25 protein-coding genes are annotated in these 25,450 nt (G+C 65.8%); 18 read left to right on the forward strand and 7 right to left on the reverse strand.

The features are described from left to right. Positions 1-30: 30 nt before the first annotated feature. On the forward strand, positions 31-1,383 hold the full coding sequence (glmM, locus tag ACU4IU_RS13870) for a phosphoglucosamine mutase (RefSeq protein ID WP_446657066.1): 1,353 nt from the start codon (positions 31-33) through the stop codon (positions 1,381-1,383). Between the two features lie 358 nt (positions 1,384-1,741). Here the strand turns inward: glmM and ACU4IU_RS13875 are convergent, their stop codons facing one another. Next, complete coding sequence (locus tag ACU4IU_RS13875; RefSeq protein ID WP_446657067.1) at positions 1,742-3,604, reverse strand: ABC transporter ATP-binding protein; 1,863 nt, start codon at positions 3,602-3,604, stop codon at positions 1,742-1,744. Between the two features lie 253 nt (positions 3,605-3,857). Further along, complete coding sequence (gene coaA, locus ACU4IU_RS13880) at positions 3,858-4,895, reverse strand: type I pantothenate kinase (protein ID WP_025779539.1); 1,038 nt, start codon at positions 4,893-4,895, stop codon at positions 3,858-3,860. 286 nt (positions 4,896-5,181) lie between these two features. On the opposite strand from coaA, the gene glmS reads away from it, so the two are divergent. The 3 genes from glmS (at position 5,182) to ACU4IU_RS13895 (ending at position 8,253) form a co-directional block, all read left to right on the forward strand. Next, positions 5,182-7,056, forward strand: a complete 1,875-nt coding sequence (gene glmS, locus ACU4IU_RS13885) for a glutamine--fructose-6-phosphate transaminase (isomerizing) (protein ID WP_172170812.1) — start codon at positions 5,182-5,184, stop codon at positions 7,054-7,056. Positions 7,057-7,129: 73 nt separating this feature from the next. Then, the gene (locus tag ACU4IU_RS13890) at positions 7,130-7,588 is read left to right on the forward strand and encodes a holo-ACP synthase (protein ID WP_139908697.1); all 459 of its coding nucleotides are present in this window, start codon (positions 7,130-7,132) and stop codon (positions 7,586-7,588) included. A 44-nt stretch (positions 7,589-7,632) separates the two neighbouring features. Next, entirely contained in the window at positions 7,633-8,253 is a 621-nt protein-coding gene (locus ACU4IU_RS13895; RefSeq protein ID WP_229664269.1) for a DJ-1/PfpI family protein, read from the forward strand. Positions 8,254-8,280: 27 nt separating this feature from the next. On the opposite strand, the gene ACU4IU_RS13900 is transcribed toward ACU4IU_RS13895, so the two are convergent. Next, positions 8,281-8,781 (reverse strand): GNAT family N-acetyltransferase, encoded by a 501-nt coding sequence (locus tag ACU4IU_RS13900; RefSeq protein ID WP_367647461.1) that lies wholly within the window; start codon positions 8,779-8,781, stop codon positions 8,281-8,283. A 116-nt stretch (positions 8,782-8,897) separates the two neighbouring features. Between ACU4IU_RS13900 and ACU4IU_RS13905 the strand changes: the two genes are divergently transcribed. From ACU4IU_RS13905 to ACU4IU_RS13925, 5 genes are all read left to right on the forward strand, one after another. Further along, positions 8,898-9,203, forward strand: coding sequence for a nucleotidyltransferase family protein (locus tag ACU4IU_RS13905; RefSeq protein WP_139908696.1), 306 nt, complete (start codon positions 8,898-8,900; stop codon positions 9,201-9,203). After that, positions 9,187-9,351 (forward strand): hypothetical protein, encoded by a 165-nt coding sequence (locus ACU4IU_RS13910; protein ID WP_446657068.1) that lies wholly within the window; start codon positions 9,187-9,189, stop codon positions 9,349-9,351. Before ACU4IU_RS13905 ends, ACU4IU_RS13910 begins: the two co-directional genes overlap by 17 nt. Before the next feature lie 38 nt (positions 9,352-9,389). Beyond that, positions 9,390-9,554 carry a HepT-like ribonuclease domain-containing protein gene (locus ACU4IU_RS13915; RefSeq protein ID WP_446657069.1) on the forward strand — a complete coding sequence of 55 codons (165 nt, stop codon included), beginning with the start codon at positions 9,390-9,392 and terminating at the stop codon, positions 9,552-9,554. A 124-nt stretch (positions 9,555-9,678) separates the two neighbouring features. After that, complete coding sequence (locus ACU4IU_RS13920) at positions 9,679-10,995, forward strand: M20 metallopeptidase family protein (protein ID WP_446657070.1); 1,317 nt, start codon at positions 9,679-9,681, stop codon at positions 10,993-10,995. A 106-nt stretch (positions 10,996-11,101) separates the two neighbouring features. Next, a complete protein-coding gene (locus ACU4IU_RS13925; protein ID WP_446657071.1) occupies positions 11,102-12,631 on the forward strand; it encodes a bifunctional ADP-dependent NAD(P)H-hydrate dehydratase/NAD(P)H-hydrate epimerase in 1,530 nt (509 codons plus the stop codon). A 6-nt stretch (positions 12,632-12,637) separates the two neighbouring features. On the opposite strand, the gene ACU4IU_RS13930 is transcribed toward ACU4IU_RS13925, so the two are convergent. Both ACU4IU_RS13930 and ACU4IU_RS13935 read right to left on the reverse strand, forming a co-directional pair. Further along, positions 12,638-13,123, reverse strand: coding sequence for a hypothetical protein (locus ACU4IU_RS13930; RefSeq protein ID WP_446657072.1), 486 nt, complete (start codon positions 13,121-13,123; stop codon positions 12,638-12,640). A gap of 190 nt (positions 13,124-13,313) precedes the next feature. Further along, positions 13,314-13,991, reverse strand: coding sequence for a hypothetical protein (locus ACU4IU_RS13935; RefSeq protein ID WP_446657073.1), 678 nt, complete (start codon positions 13,989-13,991; stop codon positions 13,314-13,316). On the opposite strand from ACU4IU_RS13935, the gene ACU4IU_RS13940 reads away from it, so the two are divergent. From ACU4IU_RS13940 to ACU4IU_RS13960, 5 genes are read left to right on the forward strand one after another with little or no spacing between them, the layout of a single operon-like run. Then, on the forward strand, positions 13,986-14,135 hold the full coding sequence (locus tag ACU4IU_RS13940) for a hypothetical protein (protein ID WP_446657074.1): 150 nt from the start codon (positions 13,986-13,988) through the stop codon (positions 14,133-14,135). The genes ACU4IU_RS13935 and ACU4IU_RS13940 overlap by 6 nt on opposite strands. A gap of 9 nt (positions 14,136-14,144) precedes the next feature. Then, complete coding sequence (gene alr, locus ACU4IU_RS13945) at positions 14,145-15,359, forward strand: alanine racemase (protein WP_259357682.1); 1,215 nt, start codon at positions 14,145-14,147, stop codon at positions 15,357-15,359. Continuing rightward, positions 15,356-15,961, forward strand: coding sequence for a tRNA (adenosine(37)-N6)-threonylcarbamoyltransferase complex ATPase subunit type 1 TsaE (gene tsaE / locus ACU4IU_RS13950; protein WP_172170824.1), 606 nt, complete (start codon positions 15,356-15,358; stop codon positions 15,959-15,961). Before alr ends, tsaE begins: the two co-directional genes overlap by 4 nt. Then, positions 15,958-16,692 (forward strand): tRNA (adenosine(37)-N6)-threonylcarbamoyltransferase complex dimerization subunit type 1 TsaB, encoded by a 735-nt coding sequence (gene tsaB, locus ACU4IU_RS13955; RefSeq protein ID WP_446657075.1) that lies wholly within the window; start codon positions 15,958-15,960, stop codon positions 16,690-16,692. The genes tsaE and tsaB overlap by 4 nt, the downstream gene beginning before the upstream one ends. After that, the gene (locus tag ACU4IU_RS13960; protein ID WP_446657076.1) at positions 16,689-17,195 is read left to right on the forward strand and encodes a GNAT family N-acetyltransferase; all 507 of its coding nucleotides are present in this window, start codon (positions 16,689-16,691) and stop codon (positions 17,193-17,195) included. The genes tsaB and ACU4IU_RS13960 overlap by 4 nt, the downstream gene beginning before the upstream one ends. A gap of 18 nt (positions 17,196-17,213) precedes the next feature. On the opposite strand, the gene ACU4IU_RS13965 is transcribed toward ACU4IU_RS13960, so the two are convergent. Together ACU4IU_RS13965 and ACU4IU_RS13970 are read right to left on the reverse strand one after the other, a co-directional pair. Beyond that, positions 17,214-17,852 carry a biliverdin-producing heme oxygenase gene (locus ACU4IU_RS13965; RefSeq protein WP_139908686.1) on the reverse strand — a complete coding sequence of 213 codons (639 nt, stop codon included), beginning with the start codon at positions 17,850-17,852 and terminating at the stop codon, positions 17,214-17,216. Between the two features lie 143 nt (positions 17,853-17,995). Beyond that, positions 17,996-20,482: an LPXTG cell wall anchor domain-containing protein gene (locus ACU4IU_RS13970; protein ID WP_172170832.1), complete on the reverse strand. Its 2,487-nt coding sequence runs from the start codon at positions 20,480-20,482 to the stop codon at positions 17,996-17,998. A 226-nt stretch (positions 20,483-20,708) separates the two neighbouring features. On the opposite strand from ACU4IU_RS13970, the gene ACU4IU_RS13975 reads away from it, so the two are divergent. The 4 genes from ACU4IU_RS13975 to ACU4IU_RS13990 are packed head-to-tail and all read left to right on the forward strand — an operon-like array spanning position 20,709 to position 25,431. Further along, on the forward strand, positions 20,709-21,956 hold the full coding sequence (locus ACU4IU_RS13975; protein WP_446657077.1) for a heme/hemin ABC transporter substrate-binding protein: 1,248 nt from the start codon (positions 20,709-20,711) through the stop codon (positions 21,954-21,956). Next, entirely contained in the window at positions 21,953-23,167 is a 1,215-nt protein-coding gene (locus ACU4IU_RS13980; protein ID WP_216656970.1) for a FecCD family ABC transporter permease, read from the forward strand. The genes ACU4IU_RS13975 and ACU4IU_RS13980 overlap by 4 nt, the downstream gene beginning before the upstream one ends. Next, on the forward strand, positions 23,164-24,009 hold the full coding sequence (locus ACU4IU_RS13985) for a heme ABC transporter ATP-binding protein (protein WP_446657078.1): 846 nt from the start codon (positions 23,164-23,166) through the stop codon (positions 24,007-24,009). Before ACU4IU_RS13980 ends, ACU4IU_RS13985 begins: the two co-directional genes overlap by 4 nt. A gap of 3 nt (positions 24,010-24,012) precedes the next feature. Continuing rightward, complete coding sequence (locus ACU4IU_RS13990; protein ID WP_446657079.1) at positions 24,013-25,431, forward strand: hypothetical protein; 1,419 nt, start codon at positions 24,013-24,015, stop codon at positions 25,429-25,431. Positions 25,432-25,450 lie beyond the last annotated feature (19 nt).

The raw sequence follows: 25,450 nt of genomic DNA on the forward strand, positions 1-25,450 counted from the left end.
GACTCCGACATTGACGAAAGGATCTCCACTATGTCTCGACTCTTCGGCACCGATGGAGTGCGCGGACTGGCCAATCGCGATATCTCGGCCAAACTCGCGCTCCAGCTCTCGGTCGCAGGTTCACGCGTGCTCAGCAGCGGCTGGACGGGTGAGAAGCGCCCCTTCGCCGTGGTCGGACGTGATACGCGCGTGTCCGGCGAATTCCTCTCCGCCGCACTGAGCGCCGGAATCGCCTCGACGGGAGTCGACGTCCTCGACGCGGGCATGCTGCCGACGCCGGGCATCGCCCAGGTCGTCAAGGACACCGGCGCCGCTTTCGGCGTCGTCATCTCCGCCTCCCACAACCCCATGCCCGACAACGGCATCAAGTTCTTCGCCGCGGGAGGCACGAAGCTCGACGACGCGGTCGAAGACGAGATCCTTGCGATCTTCGATGAGGATTGGGACCGTCCGACCGGCGCGGATGTCGGCCGCATCTCGCGCTACCCGGCCGCTGCAGACGAGTACACCGAACACCTGGTGCGCTGTGTCGACGCCGACAATGTGCGCCCGCTGTCGGGACTCAAGGTCGTCGTCGACTGCGCTCACGGTGCGGCGTCCATCGTCGGACCCGCCGCCCTGCGTCAGGCCGGTGCCGAAGTCATCGTCTCCGCCGCCGAACCCGACGGCTTCAACATCAACGACGGTGTGGGATCGACCCACCTCGGACCGCTGCAGCGCCTCGTCGTCGAGACCCAGTCCGATCTGGGCGTGGCTTTCGACGGTGACGCCGACCGCTGTCTGGCCGTGGACTCCTTGGGGCGGGTCGTCAATGGCGACCAGGTCATGGGCATCCTGGCGGTCGGGCTCAAGGAGCTCGGTGAACTGCGCGGCAACACCCTCGTCACGACCGTCATGTCGAACCTGGGTCTGAAGCAGGCGATGGACAAATACGGCATCGATACCGTGCAGACCGCTGTCGGCGACCGGTATGTGCTCGAGCGGATGCTCGCCGACGGGTATGCGCTCGGCGGGGAGCAGTCCGGACACGTGCTCATGCTCGATCACGGCACCACCGGCGACGGAGTGCAGACCGCCCTGCATCTGATGAAGCGGATGGCCGATGCCAAGCGCACCCTGGCCGACCTCGCCGCGGAGATCCCGCAGCTGCCGCAGGCGCTCGTCAACGTCAAAGGCGTGGACAAGAACAACGTCGATCACCCGCAGGTCGCCGCCGAGGTGGCCGCTGTCGAGGCCGAACTCGCCGACACCGGTCGCGTGCTGCTGCGCGCCTCGGGCACGGAGCCGCTCATCCGGGTCATGGTCGAAGCCGCCACCGAGGATGCCGCCTCCGCCCAGGCCGAGCGTCTGGCCGCGTCGGTCAAGGAGCACCTCGCGCTGTAAACGCCGAGTCACCGGCTCCGGCGTGCCTTGCGGGGCGCCCTCAGCCGACCGATCAAGGGGTCGCCCGGATATGTCGCGGTCTGCCGCAGCATATTCGGGCGGGCCCTTGATCGACGTTGAGAGGCGTAGGGTTTGCCGAGTGCGCAGTGCCGCGCCGATCGCCAGTTTCAGAGGGGCCCTGCCATGGCGACCGCGGGGTTCAACGACCTTCTGCCGCGGCGTTGGTCAGTCAACTGTGCGCAGATTGCACAATTTCGGCTCGAAACCGGCAATCTGCGCACACTTAACTCGAGGAAGTCTCTGACCCTGCGGCGTCGATGCAGGGCTCGCACCGAGCGGAAACGAGGCGGGCGCGCACTCAGCTCGAGGCGAACTGGGTGGCGTAGAGTTCGGCGTAGCGGCCGCCGCGACCGACCAGCTCCTCGTGAGTGCCCTTCTCGATGATGCGACCGGCCTCGACGACGAGGATCGTGTCGGCCTGCCGGATCGTCGACAGACGGTGGGCGATGACCAGGGCCGTCCGCCCGTGCATCGCCTGGGCCAGGGCACGCTGGATCGCGGCCTCATTCGTCGAATCCAAGGCCGAGGTGGCCTCATCGAGCACGACGATCTCAGGAGACGCCAGCAGCATCCGGGCGATGGTCAGGCGCTGACGCTCGCCTCCGGAGAGGCGGTACCCGCGCTCTCCGACGACGGTGTCCAGTCCATCTGGCAGTGCATCGATGACGCCTCTCAGCTGTGCCCGGTCGATGGCATCGAGCATCTGCTCCTCGGTGGCGTCGGGATTGACCAGCGCCAGGTTGGCGCGGATCGACTCGTGGAAGACATGACCGTCCTGGGTGACGACGCCGACGGCCTCGCGCAGATCGGCGAACGACAGATCGCGAACATCGACTCCGCCGATGGTGATCGTGCCGCCGGTGACGTCGTAGAGCCGCGGCAGCAGCGACGCGATCGTCGACTTTCCCGCACCCGAGGATCCGACGAGGGCAACGGTGTGCCCGGCGGGGATCGTGAAGCTCAGGTCATGGAGAACCTGATCGCCGCCGCGGGTGTCAAGCACGGAGACGTCCTCGAGGCTGGCCAGGCTGACCTGCGAGGCGCTGGGGTAGGCGAAGTCGACGTGGTCGAACTCCACATCCAACCCACCGGCGGGCAGGGCCTTCGGCTGCGAAGGTTCCTTGAAGTAGGGCACGAGATCGAGGATCTCGAACACCCGCTGGAACGACACCACGGCGCTCTGGATGTCCAGGCGCGCGTTGGCGAGCATCGTCAGCGGCGTGTAGAGCCTGGTCAGCAGCAGTGCCAGGGTCACGACCTGACCGGCGTTGAGGTTGCCGACGACCGCCTGTGCACCACCGACGCCGTAGACGAGAGCCAGCGCCAGGGCAGAGACCAGAGTCAACGAGGACACGAACGTCGACTGCAGCATCGCGACCTTGACCCCGATATCGCGGACCTGGCCGGCGCGGTCGGCGAACTCCTCGTTCTCCTGGCGGGGATTGCCGAAGAGCTTGACCAGGGTGGCACCGGCGGCGGAGAAGCGCTCGGTCATGCGGGTCGACATGTCGGCGGAATTGTTCGCCGCTTCGAACTGGAGGGACGCGAGCTTCCCGCTGAGCATTCGGGTGGGGATGATGAACAGCGGCAGCAGCAGGATCGACAGCACGGTCACCTGCCAGGAGATCGTGACCATGACGCCGACGGTCAGGGCCAGGGAGACGAAGTTCGACACGATGCCGGACAGGGTGTTCGAAAACGCTCTCTGCGCACCGATGACGTCCGTGTTGAGCCGGGAGACCAAGGCGCCGGTGCGGGTGCGGTTGAAGAACGCGATCGGCATCGACTGGACGTGATCGTAGACGGCTGTGCGCAGATCGAAGATGAGTCCCTCGCCGATCCGTGAGGACAGGTACCGGTTCGTGATCGAGATGGCCGCATCGGCGATGGCCAACCCGCCGATGGCCACGGCCAGCCATACGACCGTGGACACGGGCCCGCCGCCGGTGATCGCGTTGACGACGTCGCCGGCGAGGACCGGGTTGAGGACGCCGATGCCCGCGGTGAGCACGGACAGCAGCAGGAAGATGATGAGTTTGCGCTTGTGCCGGGTCGCATACCCGGCGATCCGCTTGTAGATGCCCGGTTGGATGCGCGTCTCGGGGGTCTTCTTGCTCTTGACCGAGGAGTACATGAGGTGATGTGCGGATGGCACGCTCATACTGGGTCCCTTTCTGCTGCCGAAACGACCGAGCATGCACGGGGGAGCCCGTGACGGCGCGAGGATCGCTCGCATCCGGCCGCCGCCGCGGGCGGGTGGCCTGCCGGCGGTGAGTAGTTCAGTGCACACTGTGCAACCGCCAGAGCGGTGAAACTATTTCCTCACCGCCCGGCGACTCCCATCACAGGTACCATCGCAAGCTCGCCGAGGCGGCCCGCCCCGTCCGAGGTCCCAGACCCACCAGCGACTCCCGTCACAGCTTCCGCAGCTGCACCTTCCGGATGGTGTGGTCGGAGGATTTGTGGAGCACGAGATCGGCTCGGCCGCGGCTGGGCTGGACGTTCTCGCGCAGGTTCGGGAAGTTGATGGAGTCCCAGATCTCCGTGGCCAAGGTGATCGCCTCGTCGTCGTCGAGCTGCGAGTATCGGTGGAAGTAGGAATCCTCGTCCTGGAACGCACCGTGCTTGAGTTTGAGGAACCGCGAGATGTACCACTGGCGGATGTCACGGGAGCGCGCATCGACGTAGACGGAGAAGTCGAAGTAGTCGCTGATGGCCAAGCCCACGGTCCCGTCCTGACGGGGGCGGGCGGGTTGGAGGACGTTGAGGCCCTCGACGATGAGGACATCGGGGGAGCGCACGACCACCTCGGCGCCGGGAACGATGTCATAGGTGTGGTGCGAGTACACAGGCGCACGGACCTCGGGGGCCCCGGACTTCACGGCGGAGATGAACTTGAGCAGCTTGCGCCGATCGTAGGATTCGGGGAATCCCTTCCGCCCGTTGAGGCGGCGACGGTCGAGTTCGGCGTTGGGGTAGAGGAATCCGTCGGTGGTGATGAGCTCGACGCGCGGAGTGTCGGGCCAGCGGGCGAGCAGTTCGCGCAGCACACGTGCCGTCGTCGACTTGCCCACGGCCACCGATCCGGCGACGCCGATGACGAAGGGCGTTCGCTTGGCATCCTGCGGTTCCAACCCGCGTTCGTGCAGCGGAGAGAAGAATTCCCTGGTCAGGTCGTGCTTCGCCCGCCGTGCAGAGACGTAGAGGTTGAGCAGTCGTGACAGGGGCAGATAGACCTGGGCCACCTCGTCGAGGTTGATCCGATCCCCGAGCCCGCGCAGCCGTTCGATATCGCGCTGCTTCAGTGGAAGAGGCGTAGCCTGGGCGAGCGTACCCCACACCTCCCGATCGAACTCCCAGAACGGAGACGTCGTGTCCGGCTCGCTGCGCCGGGCGGTATTGAGGCCGGCGAGCTTGCGCGCACGGTCCAACTGAGGGTCGACATGGCTCATCCCACCATTGTGTCATGCGTCATGTTCGCCGCCCGCCCCAGGTCGGCGAAAGCCCCCCACCCCCACCGAGGAGCCCCACCCCACCGAGGCGCCCCACCCCACCGAGGCGCCCCACCCTCACCGAGGAGCCCCACCCTCACCGAGGTGACCGTTCCGTCTCCGGCCCCGTCAGGTGTGCCCCGACCATCTTCTCCCGCGCCCGCGTGCGCGTGCAGTTCGTCACGTTGACCCGATCGTGACTCGCCGGAATACCCGAGATCGGCTATCAGTGCGTAAAATCTCCCTCATGTGTGGAATCGTTGGCTATGTATCCAAGGCCCCCGTTGACAATGCCGACCACTCGGCGCTCGATGTCGTGCTCGGCGGCCTGAAGAGGCTCGAGTACCGCGGCTACGACTCGGCCGGCGTCGCGCTCGTGACGCCCGAGGGTCAGCTCGCCTCGGCGAAGAAGGCCGGGAAGTTCTCCGCCCTGACCGAGGAGATCGAGGCCAACCCGCTGCCCGCTGCGCAGACCGGAATCGGCCACACCCGCTGGGCCACCCACGGTGGACCCACCGACCTCAACGCCCACCCGCACCTGGCCGACGGCGGCAAGCTCGCGCTCATCCACAACGGGATCATCGAGAACTTCGCCCACCTGAAGAAGGACCTCGTCGCCGAGGGCGTCGAGTTCCTCTCCGAGACCGACACCGAGGTGGCCGCCGCCCAGCTGGCGAAGAACTACAAGGCGACCGGCGACCTCACCGCCGCGATGCGCAAGACCGCCACCGAACTCGAAGGTGCGTTCACCCTGCTCGCCGTCCACGCCGACGCTCCCGGTCAGGTCGTCGCCGCGCGCCGGAACTCACCGCTGGTCATCGGCCTCGGTGAGGGCGAGAACTTCCTCGGCTCCGACGTCGCCGCGTTCATCGACTACACCCGCACAGCCGTCGAGATCGGCCAGGACGAAGTCGTCACCATCACCCCGGAGACGGTTACGATCACGGACACCGAAGGCAACTCCGTCGAGGGCGAGCAGTTCGAGGTCGACTGGGACACCGCCTCGGCGGAGAAGGGCGGCTTCGCGTCCTTCATGGACAAGGAGATCCACGATCAGCCGCAGGCCGTGGCCGATACCCTGCTCGGCCGCCTCGACACCGAGGGCCGCCTGACGCTGGACGAGATGCACATCGATGAGAACGTGCTCAAGTCCGTGGACAAGATCGTCGTCATCGCCTGCGGCACCGCAGCGTACGCCGGTCAGGTCGCGAAGTACGCGATCGAGCACTGGTGCCGCATCCCCACCGAGGTGGAGCTGGCCCACGAATTCCGCTACCGGGATCCGGTGGTCACGGAGAAGACGCTCGTCGTGGCGATCTCGCAGTCCGGGGAGACCATGGACACGATCATGGCCGTCCGCCACGCACGTCAGCAGGGTGCGAAGGTCATCGCGATCTGCAACACCTTCGGCTCGACGATCCCACGCGAATCCGATGCCGCGCTGTACACCCACGCCGGCCCGGAGATCGCCGTGGCCTCGACGAAGGCCTTCCTGTCGCAGGTCGTCGCCTGCTACTTGCTCGGCCTCTACCTCGCCCAGCTGCGGGGCAACAAGTTCCGCGACGAGATCGGCACGATCCTCGCCGAGCTGCAGTCCATCCCTGCGAAGATCCAGCACATCCTCGACGAGACCAAGTCGCAGGTCCTCGCGCTGGCCGACCGCAACCAGGAGGTCGGTTCGGTGCTGTTCCTCGGCCGTCACGTCGGCTACCCGGTGGCGATGGAGGGTGCGCTCAAGCTCAAGGAGCTCGCGTACATCCACGCCGAGGGCTTCGCCGCAGGTGAGCTCAAGCACGGACCGATCGCACTCATCGACGACGGTCAGCTCGTCATCATCGTCGTCCCATCCAAGCGAGGCCGGGATTCGCTGCATGCGAAGGTCATCTCGAACATCCAGGAAGTCCGCGCCCGCGGTGCGAACACCGTCGTCATCGCCGAGGAAGGCGACGAAGAGGTCGATCAGTTCGCCTCCGAGGTCATCTACGTGCCCGAGACGACGACGCTCATGGCGCCGCTGCTGACGACGGTTCCACTGCAGATCTTCGCGATGGAGTTGGCCACGGCCAAGGGCCTCGACGTCGACCAGCCGCGCAACCTCGCGAAGTCGGTCACGGTCGAATGATCCACCTCGGTGCCGGGCACGACAATGGTCGGTCCGGCATCTGAGTCGGTCGGGTATCTGAGGAGGTTCGGTTGTGGCGATTCTAGGGATCGGCACTGACATCGCCGACGTGCCGCGCTTCGCGGAGCACATCGAACGCGTGCCTGAGCTGCTCGACCGCCTGCTCACTCCCGGTGAGCAGCTCAAACGCAACGGCAAACGCCGGACGGATGCCTCCTTGGCGGCGCGATTCTCTGCGAAGGAGGCGCTGAAGAAAGCGATCGGCTTCCCCGGATGGCTGCCGTGGCAGTCCGCCGAGGTGGTTCCCGCCCGGTCCGGTGCGCCGAGTTTCCGTCTGCGCGGGCTCGTGCTCGAGCACTTCCGTGCCATCGGCGGGACGAACATCCACCTGTCGATCACCCACGATGCTCACCTGACGATGACCTTCGTCATCGCCGAGGGCGACGGGCCGTCCCTGAGTCCCGGCATCGACGGGGCCGCGGAGCACTTCACCCATTCGATGTACAAGCGAGTTCTTCGGCCGGAAGACTGAATCCGCGGCAGGAAGACTTACGCTGCAGCTGGGACAATGATTCGATGGACTCAATGACTAGCAATGTGGCGGTAGTGCTCTTCGACGGCTTCGAAGTTCTCGATGTATTCGGCCCCGTCGAACTCTTCAGCCGTCTCCCGGATTCCTTCACCCTCTCCTATGTCGCCGCTCAGCCTGGGCCCGTCCGCAGCGCTCAGGGCATCGAGGTTATCGTCACCGAGTCCTTCGACACAGCGAGCAACCCGGACATCGTCATGGTTCCCGGCGGGATGGGCACCCGGCAGCTGGTCGACGACCGAGCATTCCTCGACCGCCTCGTGAACTGGTCGGCCGGTGCCGAGCTCATCACCTCTGTGTGCACCGGTTCGGCGGTGCTCGCTGCCGCCGGCCTGCTCGACGGGTACCGGGCGACGTCGAACAAGAAGGCTTTCACGTGGGCGTCCGAACACGGCGAGGATGTCACCTGGATACCGCAGGCCAGATGGGTCGAGGACCGGGATCGATGGACCTCATCGGGTGTGGCCGCTGGCATGGACATGACTGCGGCACTCATCACCCATCTCTACGGCGCCGAGGCGGCCGCCACCGTCGCCCGTGAGATCGAGTTGGATATCCACACCGATCCCGATTGGGATCCCTTCGCCGCCCACCACGGGCTGGTCTGAACCGTCGACTTCTTGCACAGTCGAGCATCATCGGGACGCGAGTCTCAGTAGACCAGCATGTGTTCGGCTGAACCCGCACGAATCATGATAGAAAACTTCGAGGTGCGGCTCATAGTCGACATGCACCCATTCGCAGCCGGCGGCTTTGATTTCATGAACGAGAGTCTGGACCAGTCGTTTTCCGATACCACGCCTCTGATGTCCCGGATCAACAATTGTGTCGAGGACGAACGCGTGCACCCCGCCGTCCCAACAGGCGTGGACGAACCCGATCAACTGGTCGTCGGCGAACGCACCGATCCACGTCAGGCTGTGCCGCTTCAGGCGCGCTCCCCACGGTTTCACCTCTCCACCTGAGTGTCCAAACGCTCGTGCATGGAGCGCAGATAGGTGGGCGTCATCAACAGTGAATCGCACACGAAGGTCTATGTCCTGGGCCATGACGATCAGTATGCCGTATCGATCAACATGGTGAGCTTCGCTGAATTCTCTGTCTGCCACCGAGAACCGGGACCCCTGACGCTTCATGAGATCCGTCCATCGCCCACCACCGCGTACGGTTCACGTCCGATGGAGGTGAATGTATTCGCAAGGAACTGTTATATGGCCTGGTTGAGTCGCTCCCGATCTGGGAGAATAGATTTATGGAATCCGCCGTGGTACTCGACACTGACGCAATCAGGAGCGCTTGCGAAAGATTCGGTGTGGAACGGCTTCGCATTTTCGGGTCCGTGCTCACGGATCGGTTCAATCCGGAGACGAGCGACATCGACTTCCTCGTCACTTTTCGACCGGAACGGGACAATCTATTCCACGACTACTTCGATCTGAAGGCTGAGCTGGAGCGGATCGTCGGACGGCGAGTCGATCTGGTCATGGAACGCTCGGTGAAGAACCCCTTCTTCAAAGCGGCCGCGTTCGAGAGTGCGCGGGATGTCTATGCAGCGTAAGACAGGTGCGCATCTCTGGGATGCCGCTGAAGCGGCTAAGCTGGTCCGTGAGTTTCCTGGCGGCAAGACCGAAGAGGAATTCATTTCCGATCTCGTCGTTCGCTCAGCGATCGAGCGCCAACTGGAGATTTTTGGGGGGAGGCGCTGAAGCGCCTCCGCAGAGACGATGCCGACACCGCTGCTCGTGTGCCCGGACTCGAACGAATCGTTGGGCTGCGGAACGTCCTTGCCCATGAATACGGTGACATCAACTACGAAATACTTTGGTTGGCGACCACAACCGAAATCCCCGGCCTGATCACGATCCTCAATGAGCTCGTCGATGAGGCCAGAGACGCTACAGGACTGTAGCGGCTCCATTGCGAAGACTGCTGATCGATCACTGCCGCCGGAAGAATCACGCGTAGCGCGCGGATTTCTAGGAAGGCTGATCGGTCTCAATCCGCCTGCGCCTGGTGGGTAATAGACTCAGGGCATGAGCTCACTTCCCAACGACACCGACAACACCGCCGCTGCCGACCTCGCCGCCCCCACGATCCCGACCCCCGTCGAGGCGGCCGCCACCCAGGTGCACCTGCCCACCGCCGATGACGCGAACGACATCGCGCCCGGTCTGGTCACCCTGCGCCGTGCCCTGCACGAGAACGTCGAGGTCGGACTCGACCTGCCGGTGACGCAGAAGCTCGTCCTCGACGCCATCGAAGGCCTCGACGTCGAGGTGAGCACGGGGGAGAGGCTGTCGTCGATCGTCGTCGTCCTGCGCGGCGGTGCCCGCAAGGAGGACTCGACCGGAGTCGTACCTGCCGTGCTCCTGCGCGGGGATATGGACGGACTGCCCGTCGCCGAGGCGACCGGATTCGACTTCGCGGCCACTTCGGGGAGGATGCACGCCTGCGGCCACGACCTGCACACCGCCGGGCTCGTCGGCGCACTCAAACTCCTCCACCGCGACCGCGACTCCCTGCCCGGCGACGTTGTGTTCATGTTCCAGCCCGGTGAAGAAGGCTATGACGGGGCCGGGAAGATGATCGACGAAGGCGTCCTCGACGCCACGGGTCCCCGCGTCAAAGCCGCCTTCGGCATCCACGTCTCCGCCGACGCCGACCTCGGGGTCGCCAGCTCCCGCCCCGGTCCGTACATGGCGGCGTTTTCGAAGATGACGATCACCGTGAACGGCAAGGGCACGCACGCCTCCCGCCCGGCCACCGGCAAGGACCCCATCCAGGTCGGTGCGATGCTCGTGGGCCAGCTGCAGGAGTACGTCACCCGCCGCTTCGACATCTTCGACCCGCTCGTGATCACCGTCGGCCAGTTCAACGGCGGCACCGCTCCCAACGTCGTCCCCGACTTCGCGACCTTGGTCGTCAGTGTGCGCACGTTCTCGGAAGCTGTGACCTCCCGCGCCGAGGCGGAGCTGCCTCAGCTTGTCCGTGACCTCGTCGCCGCCCACGGTCTGACCGCCGACGTCGAGTACGAGCAGATCCTGCCGCCGACGATCAACGACGACGCCGAAGCCGAGTTCTTCCTCTCCACCTTCACCGACCTCTTCGGCGAGGAACGGACCGTGCGCAAGGCGAATCCGCTGCCCGGTTCCGAGGACTTCTCCCGTGTACTCGACGCCGTGCCCGGAGCCTATGGACACTTCGGAGTCGCCCTGCCGAATCTGCCGGTCGAAGAACGCGAAGCCAATCATTCCCCTCGCGCCCGCCACAGCGACGACGGTCTCGCCGACCAGGCTCTGTTCCTCGCTCATCTGGCCGGGCGCCGGCTGGCGCAGCTGTCCGAGGGATGATCCGCCCGACCCCTGGCCTGGACGGTGGAAACGGCATACGGTGCAGGGATAAGTCCCGTGCAGGGCGACGTCGTATCAGGAGCAGAGTTGTGAAGAGGAACAGTCGATGAGCATGTTCGCCTACCCGAGTGAAACCATCAGGGAGGCCGAGAATCCGCTGCTCGAAGCCGGCATCCCGCTCATGGCCAGGGCCGCCCGAGCACTGGCGAACAGTGCGGCCGCCATGCTGAAGGCCGACCACGGACAGGTCACCGGCACCCGCGTGAGCGTACTGGCCGGGCCCGGCAACAACGCCGGGGACGCACTCTTCGCCGCGGCGACTCTGGGAAGGCGCGGTGCCGCCGTCACGGTCATCACCCTCTTCGATCGCACTCACGACGATGGACTGGCCGCGGCACACAGCGCCGGTGCGCAGGTCATCGCGTTCACCTCGGCCGAGTCCGATGCGGCCCGGGCCGACGCTCTGCGGGAGCTCTCCCGGGCCGATCTCGTCCTCGACGGCATCCTCGGCACGGGCGGTCGGCGCGGACTGCCTGACCACATCTCCTCACTTACCGCCGATTGGGCCCCGCACCGGACCGGCCGCCTCATCGCCGTCGACGTCCCCTCCGACCTCGACCCGAACCACACCGGGGCAGAGAAAAGACTCCACGCCGACCGCACTGTGACCTTCGGTGGACTCAAGGCCGAACTCATCGATCCGCGTGTGGACGAGTTCATCGGAACCATCGACGTCATCGATATGGGCCTCGGCCTCGACCCCCGCTCGGCCGCCGCGGAGCTGCTCGATCACGATGATCTCGTCACCGGATTCCCGCGCCCCGATGAGACCGGGCACAAGTACTCCCGCGGTGTCACCGGGGTCCTCGCCGGCTCCGAGGACTACCCTGGCGCGGGCGTGCTCACCACCACCTCGGCGGTGAACACCGGAGCAGGGATGGTCCGCTATCTCGGCTCCCCGCTCGTCGCCGAATACGTCCTCGGCCTCCACCCCGAGGTCGTCAACGCCTCCGGACGCATCGACTCCGTCGTCCTCGGCCCGGGCGACCCCGAACCCGAATTCGTGCAGGGCGTCGCCGAGGCGCTGGCCGGCAACCGCACACCGGTCGTCGTCGACGCAGGCGGCCTCGACATGATCGCCCGCGCCGAATCGATGGCAGGCACCTGGCTGGCCGACCGCCCGCTCATCATCACCCCGCACGCCGCCGAGCTGGCGCGGCTGCTCAGCCGCCTCCTCGGCGAGATCATCACCGCCGGTCGGATCGGGGCGAACCCGATGCGATGGGCGCGGCGAGCCGCGGAGCTGACCGGAGCGATCGTCCTGCTCAAAGGCCATCACACGGTCATCGCCGCCCCCGACGGACACGTCGTTCTGCCCGCGCCGGGGCCGGGCACCCTCGCCACGGCGGGCTCCGGGGACGTGCTCGCCGGGATCCTCGGCACGCTCGCCGCGATCACCGCCGCCCACGGCCGCTATGACAGTGACGATCGGACGCGTCCACCCCGCGAGTGGGCTCGCCTGGTCGGAGTCGGAGTGCTGCTGCACAACGAGGCCGGCCGACGCGCGGTGACCGCGTCCGGGTTCGCCGATGCCCTCGCCGAGGTGGTCGGCGAACTCATCCACGGCACTGACTGAATCCGCTCACCCGGTCACGCCGACGACCTTCCGTGGGTGCATGACGAGCATGGCGGCCACACCGACGGCGACCGCAGACAGATGCGCGACTCGGCTGACGAGGATCACCGCTCCGGGGCCGTCGAGACCGGCGAAGTAAGCGCCGAGATCGGCATCGCCGAACAGCCACATGACGGGTTCGACGAGCAGAGTTGCCGTCCCGATCACGCCGAGCCCGACGAGCAGGACGATCCGAGCCCACTGCCTGCCGCGAGCGAATCGGAGGATCACGACGGCGACGAGGGCGTAGACGGCCAGGCGGATGACCACCGCCCCGGCGTTGTCCGCAAGGTCGGTGAATGGCCACAGATGTGCGGCCATTTCGACGATTCCGGCCGCCAAAGCGGTGAACAGCGCCGTCACCGCCAGGCGTCTGGGCGTCCAGGCGCCCTGCCGCTCGTGTACGTCTGTCTGTTCAGTGGATAATTCTGTCTGTCGACTGGTTCGTTCCATGTCGCTGTCCTCCTCGTCGTTGAGTCCCATATGAGCCGGGAGTCCAGCTCGGAGGCATCACCAAGAGGTAGCGAATCGCCGCCCTATACGTAGTCCCTGCGGGGGATGGTGTCGGACTGCGGATTGCTCCGAATCAGTGGAATGGTTCGAACAGTCGGGACAGGCCGAACAGTCGGGACGGGGCAGAACCTCAGTGGATGAGGATCTGCGTCTTCGTCGAGCCCTCCCACTTCATCGCCTTGACGAGACTGGACTCGTACATCGACACACAGCCGGCGGTCTTCATCGACTCCGTGTTCGCATGGAGGAAGATCGCCGATCCCTTCCCCGGCGTGCGAGCCTCGTTGTAGCCGATGACCTGGGCATACTTGTACGGCTTCGGCTGGTAGAGGGATTCGCCCTTGTACCCTTCGGACTTCCGCTGCATCGTGTTGTAGCCCTCGGCATTCGTCGCGTCACCGTCGACCCAGACATGATCGCGGGTGACCTTCGTCCACGGCTTGCCCAGCCCGGGATTCGCCGAGGTGCCGAAGCCATCGCGCATCCAGAACACACCCTTCGGGGTCTTGCCGTCACCTTCCCGTTTGCTCGACGTGGTGCCGTTGTAGCCGAGGCGGGCCTTGAACGGGCCGCTGTCGCGGACGTACCGGTCGCCGGACTTCTTGCACAGGTAGATATCGGCGGTGATCGTCGACCGCTGCTTGACCTCGATGGCCTTCGCGGCCGTGACCGAACTGTTCGACTCGACGCCGGTGCAGTACTTCGCGGCCGCCTCGGCGGGACCGGTCTGTCCGATCACGGTGAGGCCCGTCGCAAACAGGACGGCCGCGACCACCATCGCGAGGATGCGGGCTGGTGTGGTGTGCATGATGTCTCCTTCTTCATCGAATGGCTCGTCGAGCCGGTCTTCGCCGAACACGTCGTCGGCTGCACCTGCGACACCGGCACCGGAGCCGAATGCCGCGGGGGGATCAGCGTAGCGAAGGTGCTGGTCGACGGGGGTCGGCGGTAGTCTTATCCAGTGACATCTTTCGACATCCCCGAGGCTCTCGTACGGGCCGAGATCGACGAGGCGGCCCTGTGCGACAACGCCGCCGTCCTTGCCGATCGGCTCTCACCCGCCCGCCTCAAATGCGTCGTCAAAGCCAACGCCTACGGCCACGGCATCGACCTCGTCGCACCCGCTCTCTTCTCGGCCGGGTGGCGCGAGTTCTGTGTGGCCACGATCCCCGAAGCCCTTCGTCTGCGCAGCCTGCTCGGCCCCGAAGCGCAGATCCTCGCCTGGCTCTACGGACCGACCACCGACCTCGACGAGGCGGTTCGCGCCGGCATCGAACTGGGAATTTCGACGGTCGGCGCCCTCGACCGACTCGCCGAGGCGGCCCGCCGCACCGGCGTCACAGCCCGAGCCCATCTCAAGATCGACACCGGTCTCGGCCGCAACGGTCTGTCCCCGGAGGCTCTTGTCCGTGCCTTCGACTGGCTGCGCCGTCACGCCGAAGACAGCCACACCGACGACTCCAAGACACACGATGCCGGAGCCGATATCCGCATCGTCGGAATCATGAGCCACTTCGCCGTCGCCGACGAACCCGAACGCCCCGAGACCGCAGCGCAGAGCGCGGTCTTCTCCTCCGCCCACGGGCAGCTTCGGGCCGTGCTCGACGCCGCGGACGGCCGCCTCGGCGAATCGGATGACCTGGATGTGCACATCGCGAACTCACCGGGAGCGCTCACCCTGGGACCGTGCCCGGGCACCTCGGCGAGGGTGGGGCTCGCCCTCTACGGTCTGTCCCCGCTCGAAGACGGGGATCCGGCGGCTCTCGGGCTCCGCCCGGTCATGCGGCTGACCTCCAGCGTCATCAATCTCAAGGACATCCCAGCAGGTCACGGCGCCTCCTACGGGCTGACGTTCACCGCCGCGACCGACACCCGGTTCGCGCTCGTGCCCGGTGGGTACGGGGACGGACTGCCGCGGGCAGCCTCGAACCGCGCCGAGGTGGCCATCCGGGATCGTCGTTACCCCGTCGTCGGGCGTATCGCCATGGATCAGATGATCATCGACATCGGTGCCGGCAACGATGAGGTGGCCATCGGCGATGAGGTCGTCATCTTCGGTCCCGGTGGGCCGAGCGCGGCCGAATGGGGGACCTGGGCGAACACGATCAACTACGAGATCGTCACCCAGCTCAGCGCCCGCGTCGACCGGGTCGCCCGGAAGGGAGACGGGCGATGAGGGTCCATCTCGAATCCTTGGAGCAGATGCGCACGTTCGCTGCGGTCCTGGCCGACCATCTGCGCGCCGGTGATCTGCTCATCCTCACGGGCAACCTCGGAGCGGGGAAGACGACGTTCACGCAGTCGCTGGGCAAAGCCCTCGACGTGGCTGGGCGGATCACGTCGCCGACGTTCGTCATCGCCCGCGAACACCCGTCGCGCTCTGGCGGACCCGCCCTCGTCCACGTCGACGCGTATCGGTTGGCCGACGGGGAGGAGCTCGAAGATCTCGACCTCGACTCCGAACTCGACGAGTCGATCACGGTCGTCGAATGGGGAGCCGGCCTGGCCGAGCAGCTCAGCAGCGATCACCTCGACATCACCATCACCCCGGTGTGGGATGAAGCCGCGGGGGACGATGACTCGGTCGGTGTGGACGACGAGGACGAGGTGGAGGACGAACGACGCACCGTCGACCTCACCGGCCGCGGGGATGCATGGATCGAACGCATGCCAGCGGTTGAAGCCGCTGTCTCGGCGCTGGCAGGCGTGCGAGTCGACGACCCGGCCTCTGCAGATCTGCCTGCCGAGGACTTCGCGGATGAGGGAGACGAATCATGATCGTTCTGGCCATCGACACCTCGCAGTCGGCCTCTGTGGCCCTCGTGGATACGGACACCGGTTCGGTCATCGCGGCCGAACAGGCCGATGACCAACGTCGACACGTTGAGTTCATCGGTCCTGCGCTCGCCGGCGTGCTCGCCGAGGATGCCCAACCCGAACTCGTCGTCGTCGGCATCGGACCCGGACCCTTCACCGGTCTGCGGGTGGGCATCGCCTCCGGAATCGCCGTCGGTCAGGCTCGTGGGATTCCCGTCAAGGGACTGCTGTCCCAAGCCGCGATCGTCGAAGAGTTCGTCCGCAGTGCCGAAGGCTCCCCAGCACTTGCGTCGGAGGTCGCGTCGCCCGCCGCGACCGAATCCGTTCGCCCCGTCCTCATCGCTTCGGACGCCCGCCGCAAAGAGGTCTATTTCAGCGTCTACGACTCCGCCGACGCCACGCTGAACGCCGGGCCGTTCGTGGCCAAACCGGCCGAGGTTGCTTCAGTTCTCGCCGACAACGGCTACCGGCTCGATACGATCGATCAGAAGCTCGGCCGCGGATTCCTCCTCTATCCGGACGTCCTCGGAGCGTCGACCTCTGAGTCGATCACCGATCCTCGTGCCGAATATCTTGCGTTCGCGGCGGCACGGGAACTCGCCGCCGGTCGAGACCTTGCCGACCCGATCCCCGAATACCTGCGCGAACCCGATGCGAAAGCAACCCCGGTACGCGAGAGCTCATTGAAATGACCTCCACGACCATCGCCGAGCTTCCCTGGTGGGACCTCGCCGAGGTGGCCGACCACGATGCGGCGATCTTCGGACCCACAGCCTGGACGCTCGGCTACTACTGGTCGGTCAAGGCGCAGAACGGCACGGTCATGCTCGCCGCCAGGACCGCCTCGGCGGGGGGAACGGATGTGGACGGCACAGCCACGGATAGTGAGTTCACCGCCTCGGCGGGGGAGTTGGCAGGGTGGATCGTCATGTCGGGGGCAGGTGCGGAAGCCGATGTGATGACGATCGCCACCACCGAGGCTGCGCGCGGCACAGGCATCGGTCGCGCCCTGCTGCAGGCGGGAATCGATTGGGCGAAGGAACGCGGTTCCGAGGTCGTCCACCTCGAGGTCGACGAACGCAATGCTGCGGCGCTGGGGATGTACGCATCCTTCGGGTTCGAGGAATGGGGGCGGCGCCCGGACTACTATCCGGGCGCCGCGGGAATTCTCATGCGTCTGCGGATCGGCGACTGATCCTTCTCAAGTCGCGCCCTAGGCGACGGGAACCGCACGGTTATCGGTCGCCTCGGTGAGGTCGACGAGCAGCGCTCCGTTGAGTCGGAACGCTTCCATCGTCTCGTCGACGACGATCTGCTCGTCACCGCCGGTTGCCGCAACCTGGTCGAGGAGTCGGCGGTAGGCGTCCTTGTACGGCTTCGTTTTGCCGAGCTCGGCGAAATCCCACATCGTCAGCGAGGTCGCCGGCAGACTGTAGTGCCGGCCCATGAGGGTGCCGATCGCCTGACCGCCGGAGAGGTCGCCGAGGTAGCGCGTGTAGTGGTGGGCGATGACCTGCTCGGCGCGGTCGAGTCCCGCCAGGTGCGCGGCATAGGCGGTGGCGCTGGGCATGACAGGCAGTTCGGTGCCGTCGAGCGCGGCCAGGTCGGCGGCGATGCGGTCGGCCCGGAACAGATGGGCGTCGAAGAACGGCGCGAAGACAGGATCGTCGGCGAACTCCCGTGACTTCGACTCGAGCACGCCGTAGATGACGTCGTACTGCTTGAGCAGCAGGGCGTAGGCCCTTGCGTCGAGCCGTCCTTCCATGAGGTCGACCATGAACGTGGTGTGTTCGACCTCGTCGTGGATGGTGGCGGTGCTGGCCTTGAGGCGAGCGGAGAACGGTTCAGACATGATGTTTCCTCATTGGGAGATCGTCGATCCGAATGACGGTTCGCGATAGTGGGACTATGGGGGTGAGTCCGTCCCGGTTCGGAACTCTCGTGCCGAACCGGGACGGACTCGCTGGCTCACTACAGAACTTGTCTGAGGCCAGTCTAGCGCTTGCGCATCCGCGAGAACATAACAGAACCTGCGCCGAGGATGAGAAGACCGATCGCGATCGGCAGAGTCATCAGCTCGGCACCGGTACGCGGGAGGTTTCCTCCGTCGGAGCTGCCCGACTCGGAGCCGCCTGTCGACGAACCTTCGGATCCGGCAGAGGACGAACCTGCTGCGCCGGAGCCGTCGGACGCACCGCCTGAGGCGCTCGAGCCGCCGTCGGAACCGGCTTCGGCTCCGTCGGTCGCACCGTCGTCACCGGATCCGGCGGCGTCGGCTGACCCGCCGTCCGAGCTGCCTTCGCTGCCGGCGTCGTCATCGGCGGCTTCGTCCTCGGTCACCGTGACGGTAAACTCGGCGGGGTCGGACGGAACACCGTCGACCGTGGCGATTGCCGAGTAGGCGTACGTGCCCTTGGCGCTCGGGGCCTTGGCGGAGAAGTTGCCCTCAGCGTCGGCAGTCACCGTGACGTTGTCCTCGGACGGGACCTTCGCGGCGAAGGCCTTGATCTGGCTGTCCGCGTTCTTCTCGACCACGGGGGTCCAGGCAAGATTCACCTCGGCGTTCGGGGCGGTCTTGCCCTTGACGAGACGGTCCTCGCCGACTGTCTGGTCTGCGACGACCGGCTTGGCAGGCTTGTCTTCGTCACCGTCGGAACCGCCGTCGGAGTCATCACCGTCGGCAGCGCCTCCGGCATCCGAGTCGGAACCGTCGGCCGATCCGTCTGCTGCGGCGCCGGCCTTCGACCCGTCGGCTTCGCCTTCGGCTGCATCGGCCGTACCGTCGTCACCGGCTTCAGCGGCATCCGACGCCCCGTCTTCCGCACCCTCGGCTGCATCGGCTGAACCATTGTCGTCGGACTCGGCACCGTCGGCTTCGCCTTCGGTCGCATCGGCTGCGCCCTTGTCGTCGGCTTCACCTTCGGCAGCGTCGGCTGCACCGTCGTCACCGGCTTCAGCACCGTCGGCGCCCGTGTCTGCGGTGCCGTTATCGTCGGCTTCGCCTTCGGCCGCATCGGCTGCGCCCTTGTCATCGGCTTCGCCCTCGGCGGCGTCGGCTGCACCGTCGTCACCGGCTTCGGCTCCGTCGGTCGCGCCGTCGTCAGCTGCATCATCTGCATCGTCGTCACTGGGGAACAGGGCGTTCTTCTGCTCGTCGGTCAGTTCGATGGGTTCGCGATAGAGCTCGGCATCTCCGGTGGGCAGGCCGTGGGCGACCCAGGTCAGCACGTCGTAGTCCTTCGACTCGTCGAGGTCGACGGTCTTTGCGGTGACATCGACGTCGATCTTGCCGTCCTTGATCTGCGGCGGCATCACGTACTGCACAGCGGTCGTGTTGCCGGCGGTGACATCTTTGCTGGCGAGGTCACGATCAACGATGGCGGCATACGCGCCTGCCGACGGTTTGCCGAGGCTGGAATCGGGGAGATTGTCGTAGCCATCGCCTGTGACGTTGACGGTGAGGCCGTCCTCGGCGCTTGCGGACTTCACGGAGTGTGACGTCGAGACGTCGGGGGCTGGGGCCTGAGCTGTGTACTCGACAGTGAGCGGATTCGTCTTCTTCCGCGGCTGGATCGAGGTGCTCGCTCCGGCGGTGGTGTACCAGTAGGAGTCCTGACCGGTCTCGACGTTGAAGTCGATCCAGTCCTGCGGCATGGCGCCCCACCAGGACTCGTTCTCAGACGACTTCGGCGACTGCAGGTTGCGGCCGTCGGTGGCAGTCTCCACGCCGAGGTAGTCAGGGGTGAACTCGAAGCCCGAGTCGGTGACATCGACCTCGCCCTGCTGGATTTCGACGATATCGCCGTCACGCGCATCGAGCTTCTTCCAGATGCTCAGATCGTCCATATCGGCACCGAACCCGGAGTAGGTTCCGGTGATGTTGCCCTTGCCGTTCTTGACCTCGAGCTTCGGATCCGAGATCGTCCAGTAGGTCATTCCGCCGTAGTACGCGAACGACCAGGAGCCCTCCCACTGGATGGAGGCATTGTCGTTGTCGGGATCGACCGTTCCGGTGCCGTTCTTGATCTCTACGTGGTCACCTGTGTGGTTGTTCGGCGCTTCGGCGTTGATCTTGCCGTTGACCTTGTTGCCCTCACCATCGGTGCAGCGGCTGTCGAAGTCCGACAGTTCGCCATTCGTCTTGACGATCGAGGTGTTCCCATCGGTGAACTTCCCCGCGTCATCGACGGAATAGATCGATCCTGCGTCCTTGGCGGTCCAGATGCGAGCCATGCCCGTGTCTCCGGCTTCACCCGCTGCGAGGAAGTTGCACCCACCGAAGTAGGCGCCGCCGGTGGACTCGTTGTTGACCGACCAGCTGAACACAGCATCGTCAACGGTCTTGTCGACCGCTCCGAATGCCGGGGCGCTCATGCTCATCCCCAGCAGTCCGGTGGCGGCTGCAATCGCCGCTCCGGCCGCCAGCGGCGAAGTCAAGCGTCGTGCCTTCGCGGCACGTGCGCGCGCACTCTTGTGCGTCATAGATTCTCCTCATTTTCAACGTCGCACACGGCGAAGACCGCGTGGTGCCAGGCCTCGGAAAAGATCCTGGATTCATCATCAGCAGAAGTTGTGGATTCGCTGAACGATAAATAGACTACACAGACATATCGTAAAAAGCCAAGGTTAGCCTTACTTATGAATGAGTAGCCTTGCCTTAATTAAATGACTTTCAGGGATGTTCGAGTAACTCATGCAGAAGTGGTCTTTGCGCAGGACTGTGCGCCGTCGATCGTTCCGCCGGACCGCGTGGCTCGCCGGCGGTCTGGTGCTGGCGGTCCTGCTGTGGAACAACGGAATCCACAACATCGGTTCGATCAACGCCCAAGGTGAGGCCGCATGTCAGCAGCCTCCCGCCCGGTCGACGCCGAATCTGCCCGACGTTCCCGACGTCGACCGGAAAGCTCTGCCCGACCCGACGGAGATCACGGGGCAGACGACTGCGTATACGCAGGCCGGCGAGATTCCGCCGGTCACCGATACGGCCGCGCACGAAGCGAACCTGCCGGTGACGGTGAAGAGCAATGACGGTCCCGAGCAGACGGTGAAGAAGACCGACCGAATCCTCGCAATGAACCAGAACGGCGGGATCGCCGCCGCGGTGGTCGGTCTCGGACTCGGCTGCAACCTCGTCGGCAGAGACATCGCCACTGACTTCACTCAGCTCGTCCCCGGTGCCGAGCAGCTGCCGCTGATCACTCAAGGCGGACATGAGATCAACGCCGAGGCGGTGCTCGCGCTCTCGCCCGACGTCGTCCTCACCGATACGACCATCGGCCCCTACGACGCGCAGCTGCAGCTGCGCAATGCCGGCATTCCCGTCATCTTCATCTCATCGTCGTATTCCGACGGCGTGCGCTCCGCGGGACCGCAGATCCGGGAGGTCGCGGATGCTCTCGGTGTGCCCGAACTCGGTGACAAGCTCGCCGAACGCACCGTCCGCGAGATCAACGACACGCAGAAAGCCGTCGCGAGGCTCGCTCCCGAGGATCCCGCCGATCGCCCGCGGACGGTCTTCCTCTACCTGCGCGGCAACATCTACTACTGGTTCGGCGTCGGCTCCGGCGCGGATTCGCTCATCCAATCCGTCTCCGCCCGCGATGTCGCCGCCGAAGTCGGATTCGAAGGCATGTCACCGACGAATTCAGAAGCACTCATCAAGGCAGCCCCCGACGTCATCATCGTCATGACCCTGGGGCTCGCCTCGGTGGGAGGCATCGACAAGGCTCTCGAACTGCCCGGCATCAAACAGACTCCGGCAGGGAAGAATCGGCGGCTCGTCGATATGAGCGACTACGAAGTGATGAGCTTCGGCCCGCGTTCGGCGCAGGTGCTCGCGGCTCTCGGCACCGCGATCTACGCGCCCGAGCTCGCCTATCACCCGGACCATCCGCCGAAGTCCATCGAGAAGCGACTGAAAGAGATCAATGAGGAACTGGAAGAGGATGAGGCATGAGTGAGTCCACCGAGATTCGGGACACCTCGCTGCGCCGATCCCGCCGCCGCCCCGACCCGGCCGAAGTCGGTACCGGTCCCGCCGCCCCCGCGGCGGGCGGACGCCCCGACCCGACGAGCCGCCTCGACGCCGTCCGAGAAGATCAGGGGCTCGACCTCGGACGCATCCGCGGTCAGCGCACCGCCCGGGCGGGAACCCTGTTCCTCGTCCTCACCATCGCCCTCATCGCCGCATGCGTGCTCTCTGCCGCAATCGGTCAGCTCTTCATCCCGCCGCTCGAGGTCATCGGCTCACTGCTGGGCAAAGTCGGACTCGACTGGCTGCCGGGACCGAGCCACGATTTCGGCGAAGAGGCACTGTGGCAGGTGCGCTTCCCCCGCGTGGTCATGACCGTCCTCGTCGGTGCCGCTCTCGCCGTGGCAGGAGCCATGATGCAGGGCGTGTTCGGCAACCCGCTGGCCGAACCCGGCGTCGTCGGAGTCTCCTCGGGAGCAGCGGTCGGCGCCAGTGCCTCGATCCTCTTCGGCTGGTCCTTCCTCGGTGCCTTCACCACCCCGACCTTCGCCTTCGTCAGCGGTCTGATCACGACCTTCATCGTCTACACGGTCTCCCGCTCGGGAGGGCGTACGGAGGTGATCACGCTCGTGCTCACGGGTGTCGCGGTCAACGCCATCGCCGGGGCCGCGATCGCGTATATCACCTTCGCCGCACCCACCTCGGCGCGGGAACAGATCGTGTTCTGGCAGATGGGCAGCTTCAACGGCAGCCTGTGGTCGCAGGTCGGACTGATCCTCCCGCTCATCGTCTTCGGGATCATCATCGCCCAGACCCTCGCACCCGGCCTCGACATCCTGTCGCTCGGGGAGAAGAGCGCCCGTCACGTCGGAATCAATGTCGAGCGGCTGCGCATCATCGTCATGGCCGTCGTCGCCCTGCTCGTCTCCGCAGCTGTAGCCTTCTGCGGGATCATCGCCTTCGTCGGCCTCGTCGTCCCACATATCATCCGCATGATCATCGGCCCCGGGCACCGGCTCCTACTGCCGGCCAGCGTGCTCGGCGGGGCCGTGCTGCTCTCGATCGCCGATCTTGCCGCTCGCACCCTCGTCGAGTTCGCCGATCTGCCCATCGGCATGCTCACCTCGCTGGTCGGCGGGCCGTTCTTCTTCTACCTCATCAGACGCAGCCGCAAGGAATCAGGAGGATGGGCATGAGCATCATCACCGTGGGCAGATCGGCCGTGCGCCGCCCGGAATTCCCCGTCGCCGGCAAGCCGATCATCTCCGTGCGCGGAGCCGAGGTGAGCTTCGGCGAACGCACCATCCTCGCCGGCATCGACCTCGACATCCGATGCGGGGAGGTGCTCGCCATCGTCGGCCCCAACGGCGCCGGCAAATCGACCCTGGTCAATGCCATCACCGCCGACGTCGAGCTCGACGCCGGGAAGGTGTTCATCGACGACGAAGTGGAGTACTCCTGGTCGACCCGAGAACTGGCGATGCGCCGAGCGGTCCTCCTCCAGGACATCGGAATGGCATTCCCATTCACCGTCCTCGAGGTCGTCGAAATGGGCCGCTCCCCGTGGGCGGGCATGCGCGAATCCCAGCACGACGACCTCATCGTCGCCGGATCGATGTCGAGGACGGAGACCGTGCAGTTCGCGGCCCGGAAGTTCACCTCCCTGTCCGGAGGCGAGAAGGCCCGGGTCGCGCTGGCCAGGGTGCTTGCGCAGGCGACCCCGGCGCTGCTCCTCGACGAGCCGACCGCACCGATGGACATCCGCCACCAAGAGCTCGTCCTCCAGCAGGCCCGCGACTATGCCTCGACCGGAGGCGCCGTGGTCATCATCGTCCACAACCTCGATCTCGCCGGTGCCTACGCCGACCGGATCGCGATGATCTCCGACGGTTCGATCATCGCCGACGGTCCACCCGCCGAGGTGCTCACCGCCGACCGCATCAGCGACGTCTACGACTATCCCGTATCCATCGTGGCCGACCCCAACACCGGAGCACCGTTGGTCGTGCCCGTGCGCGTCGGCCGAAAGGAAGACTGACCCATGTTGACGACTGCATTCCATCGGACCATCGCCTCGGTGCCGGTGAAGCGGATCCTTGCGCTCATCACGATCTCCGCGCTCTTGGCCTTCGCCGTGGGCGTGACGACGACGATGCTCAATCCGACCCCCGCCGAGGCGGCCCCGAAGGTGTCCGTGTCCGGCACCCCGAAGGCCGACGGCGAGTCGACGCTCAAACTCTCCGGCTCCGGTTTCCAATCCGTCGAAGGCGGATTCGGTGGGATCTACGTCCTTTTCGGCTGGGTCGACGACGCCTCCGGCGGATGGCGGCCGAGCAAGGGCGGAGTGACTGGGTCGAACTACCGCTACGTCTATGACGACGAGACCAAACCGGCCGGATATCAGCTGTTCGTGACCTTTCCTGGATCGAGCACAGCGTATGCCGCCAACGGCGGCGAAGTCGCGGCGAACGGGACCTGGAGCGGAACCATCAAAGTCCCCGGCGAGAAATTCACGACCTATGACCGGTCGCAGAACGAGACCGAAGTCGACTGCGGCGAGGTCCAGTGCGGCATCATCACGATCGGCGCCCACGGTGTCGACAACGCGAACAACGAATCCTTCACGCCCGTCGACTTCTCCGCCTCCGGTGCCGCCGCAGGCAAGGACGCCGAGAAAGACGAGAAGAGCGAGAAAGGTGAGAAGACTGAGAAGTCCGGAGGCGATGAGAAGAGCGAAGAATCAACCGGTGGTTCCGGTGACGATGGAGGCGGAGCGGAAGCGAGCTCCGGCAGCGGCAACTCCGGCGGAGGGGACACCCAGACCGTTGACCCTGCACAGAACCCGAAGGTGGCACCGGTGGCCAGCGAACCGCCGACGAGCACATCATGGCTGATCTTCTTCGCCATCCTCGCCGGAGTGCTCGTGCTCGGGTCGATCATCGCGATCGGTCTCGGGTTCGGCATCGGCGGCTACCTCGCGGTCAAGAGTCTGCTGCTGGGAGTCAGCCCGGCGGCGATGGAGAAGGAACGCGACCGACGCGAGCGGAAACGGATTCGGACCCAGCACAAGCTGGCCAAACGTCGGCTCGTGATGCAGCGGAAGAAGAAACTGCAGCTGGCCAAGCTCGAACGCGGCTCCGAGCGTGCCGTGGCGCACGCGAGCCACCAGAGCCTCGGTCCCGGCACCGGGAAACTCCCTCCGCAGGTCATCGCCTTTTTCGAGGACGAGGACCGGAAAGCCGCGGGCAGCCGCGGCGACGAAGGCGTCGGCGCTGCGCCGAGCTTCTACACCGGAGGCGTCATCACAGCCGAGTCCGGCGCCAACAGCACGGGACCCGGGGACGGTGGGGCCGCCTCGGCGGGGGAGACCGACCCGGAGGTTCACAAGGACACGCGAGTCCTCACGGCGGTCGCTCCGGACGGCACCGACAACTCTGACCACACGACGACGCACTCATGACACACGAACGGATCGTCCT

This window comes from Brevibacterium sp. CSND-B09 (assembly GCF_052906525.1).

What these genes read in the sequence shown, in the direction of transcription:
- glmM (WP_446657066.1), top strand. Translation starts at nt 31, where the DNA reads ATGTCTCGACTCTTCGGCACCGATGGAGTGCGCGGACTGGCCAATCGC.
- ACU4IU_RS13875 (WP_446657067.1), bottom strand. Translation starts at nt 3,604, where the DNA reads ATGAGCGTGCCATCCGCACATCACCTCATGTACTCCTCGGTCAAGAGC.
- coaA (WP_025779539.1), bottom strand. Translation starts at nt 4,895, where the DNA reads ATGAGCCATGTCGACCCTCAGTTGGACCGTGCGCGCAAGCTCGCCGGC.
- glmS (WP_172170812.1), top strand. Translation starts at nt 5,182, where the DNA reads ATGTGTGGAATCGTTGGCTATGTATCCAAGGCCCCCGTTGACAATGCC.
- ACU4IU_RS13895 (WP_229664269.1), top strand. Translation starts at nt 7,633, where the DNA reads ATGGACTCAATGACTAGCAATGTGGCGGTAGTGCTCTTCGACGGCTTC.
- ACU4IU_RS13900 (WP_367647461.1), bottom strand. Translation starts at nt 8,781, where the DNA reads ATGAAGCGTCAGGGGTCCCGGTTCTCGGTGGCAGACAGAGAATTCAGC.
- ACU4IU_RS13905 (WP_139908696.1), top strand. Translation starts at nt 8,898, where the DNA reads ATGGAATCCGCCGTGGTACTCGACACTGACGCAATCAGGAGCGCTTGC.
- ACU4IU_RS13910 (WP_446657068.1), top strand. Translation starts at nt 9,187, where the DNA reads ATGTCTATGCAGCGTAAGACAGGTGCGCATCTCTGGGATGCCGCTGAA.
- ACU4IU_RS13920 (WP_446657070.1), top strand. Translation starts at nt 9,679, where the DNA reads ATGAGCTCACTTCCCAACGACACCGACAACACCGCCGCTGCCGACCTC.
- ACU4IU_RS13925 (WP_446657071.1), top strand. Translation starts at nt 11,102, where the DNA reads ATGAGCATGTTCGCCTACCCGAGTGAAACCATCAGGGAGGCCGAGAAT.
- ACU4IU_RS13930 (WP_446657072.1), bottom strand. Translation starts at nt 13,123, where the DNA reads ATGGAACGAACCAGTCGACAGACAGAATTATCCACTGAACAGACAGAC.
- ACU4IU_RS13935 (WP_446657073.1), bottom strand. Translation starts at nt 13,991, where the DNA reads ATGCACACCACACCAGCCCGCATCCTCGCGATGGTGGTCGCGGCCGTC.
- tsaE (WP_172170824.1), top strand. Translation starts at nt 15,356, where the DNA reads ATGAGGGTCCATCTCGAATCCTTGGAGCAGATGCGCACGTTCGCTGCG.
- tsaB (WP_446657075.1), top strand. Translation starts at nt 15,958, where the DNA reads ATGATCGTTCTGGCCATCGACACCTCGCAGTCGGCCTCTGTGGCCCTC.
- ACU4IU_RS13960 (WP_446657076.1), top strand. Translation starts at nt 16,689, where the DNA reads ATGACCTCCACGACCATCGCCGAGCTTCCCTGGTGGGACCTCGCCGAG.
- ACU4IU_RS13965 (WP_139908686.1), bottom strand. Translation starts at nt 17,852, where the DNA reads ATGTCTGAACCGTTCTCCGCTCGCCTCAAGGCCAGCACCGCCACCATC.
- ACU4IU_RS13970 (WP_172170832.1), bottom strand. Translation starts at nt 20,482, where the DNA reads ATGACGCACAAGAGTGCGCGCGCACGTGCCGCGAAGGCACGACGCTTG.
- ACU4IU_RS13980 (WP_216656970.1), top strand. Translation starts at nt 21,953, where the DNA reads ATGAGTGAGTCCACCGAGATTCGGGACACCTCGCTGCGCCGATCCCGC.
- ACU4IU_RS13985 (WP_446657078.1), top strand. Translation starts at nt 23,164, where the DNA reads ATGAGCATCATCACCGTGGGCAGATCGGCCGTGCGCCGCCCGGAATTC.
- ACU4IU_RS13990 (WP_446657079.1), top strand. Translation starts at nt 24,013, where the DNA reads ATGTTGACGACTGCATTCCATCGGACCATCGCCTCGGTGCCGGTGAAG.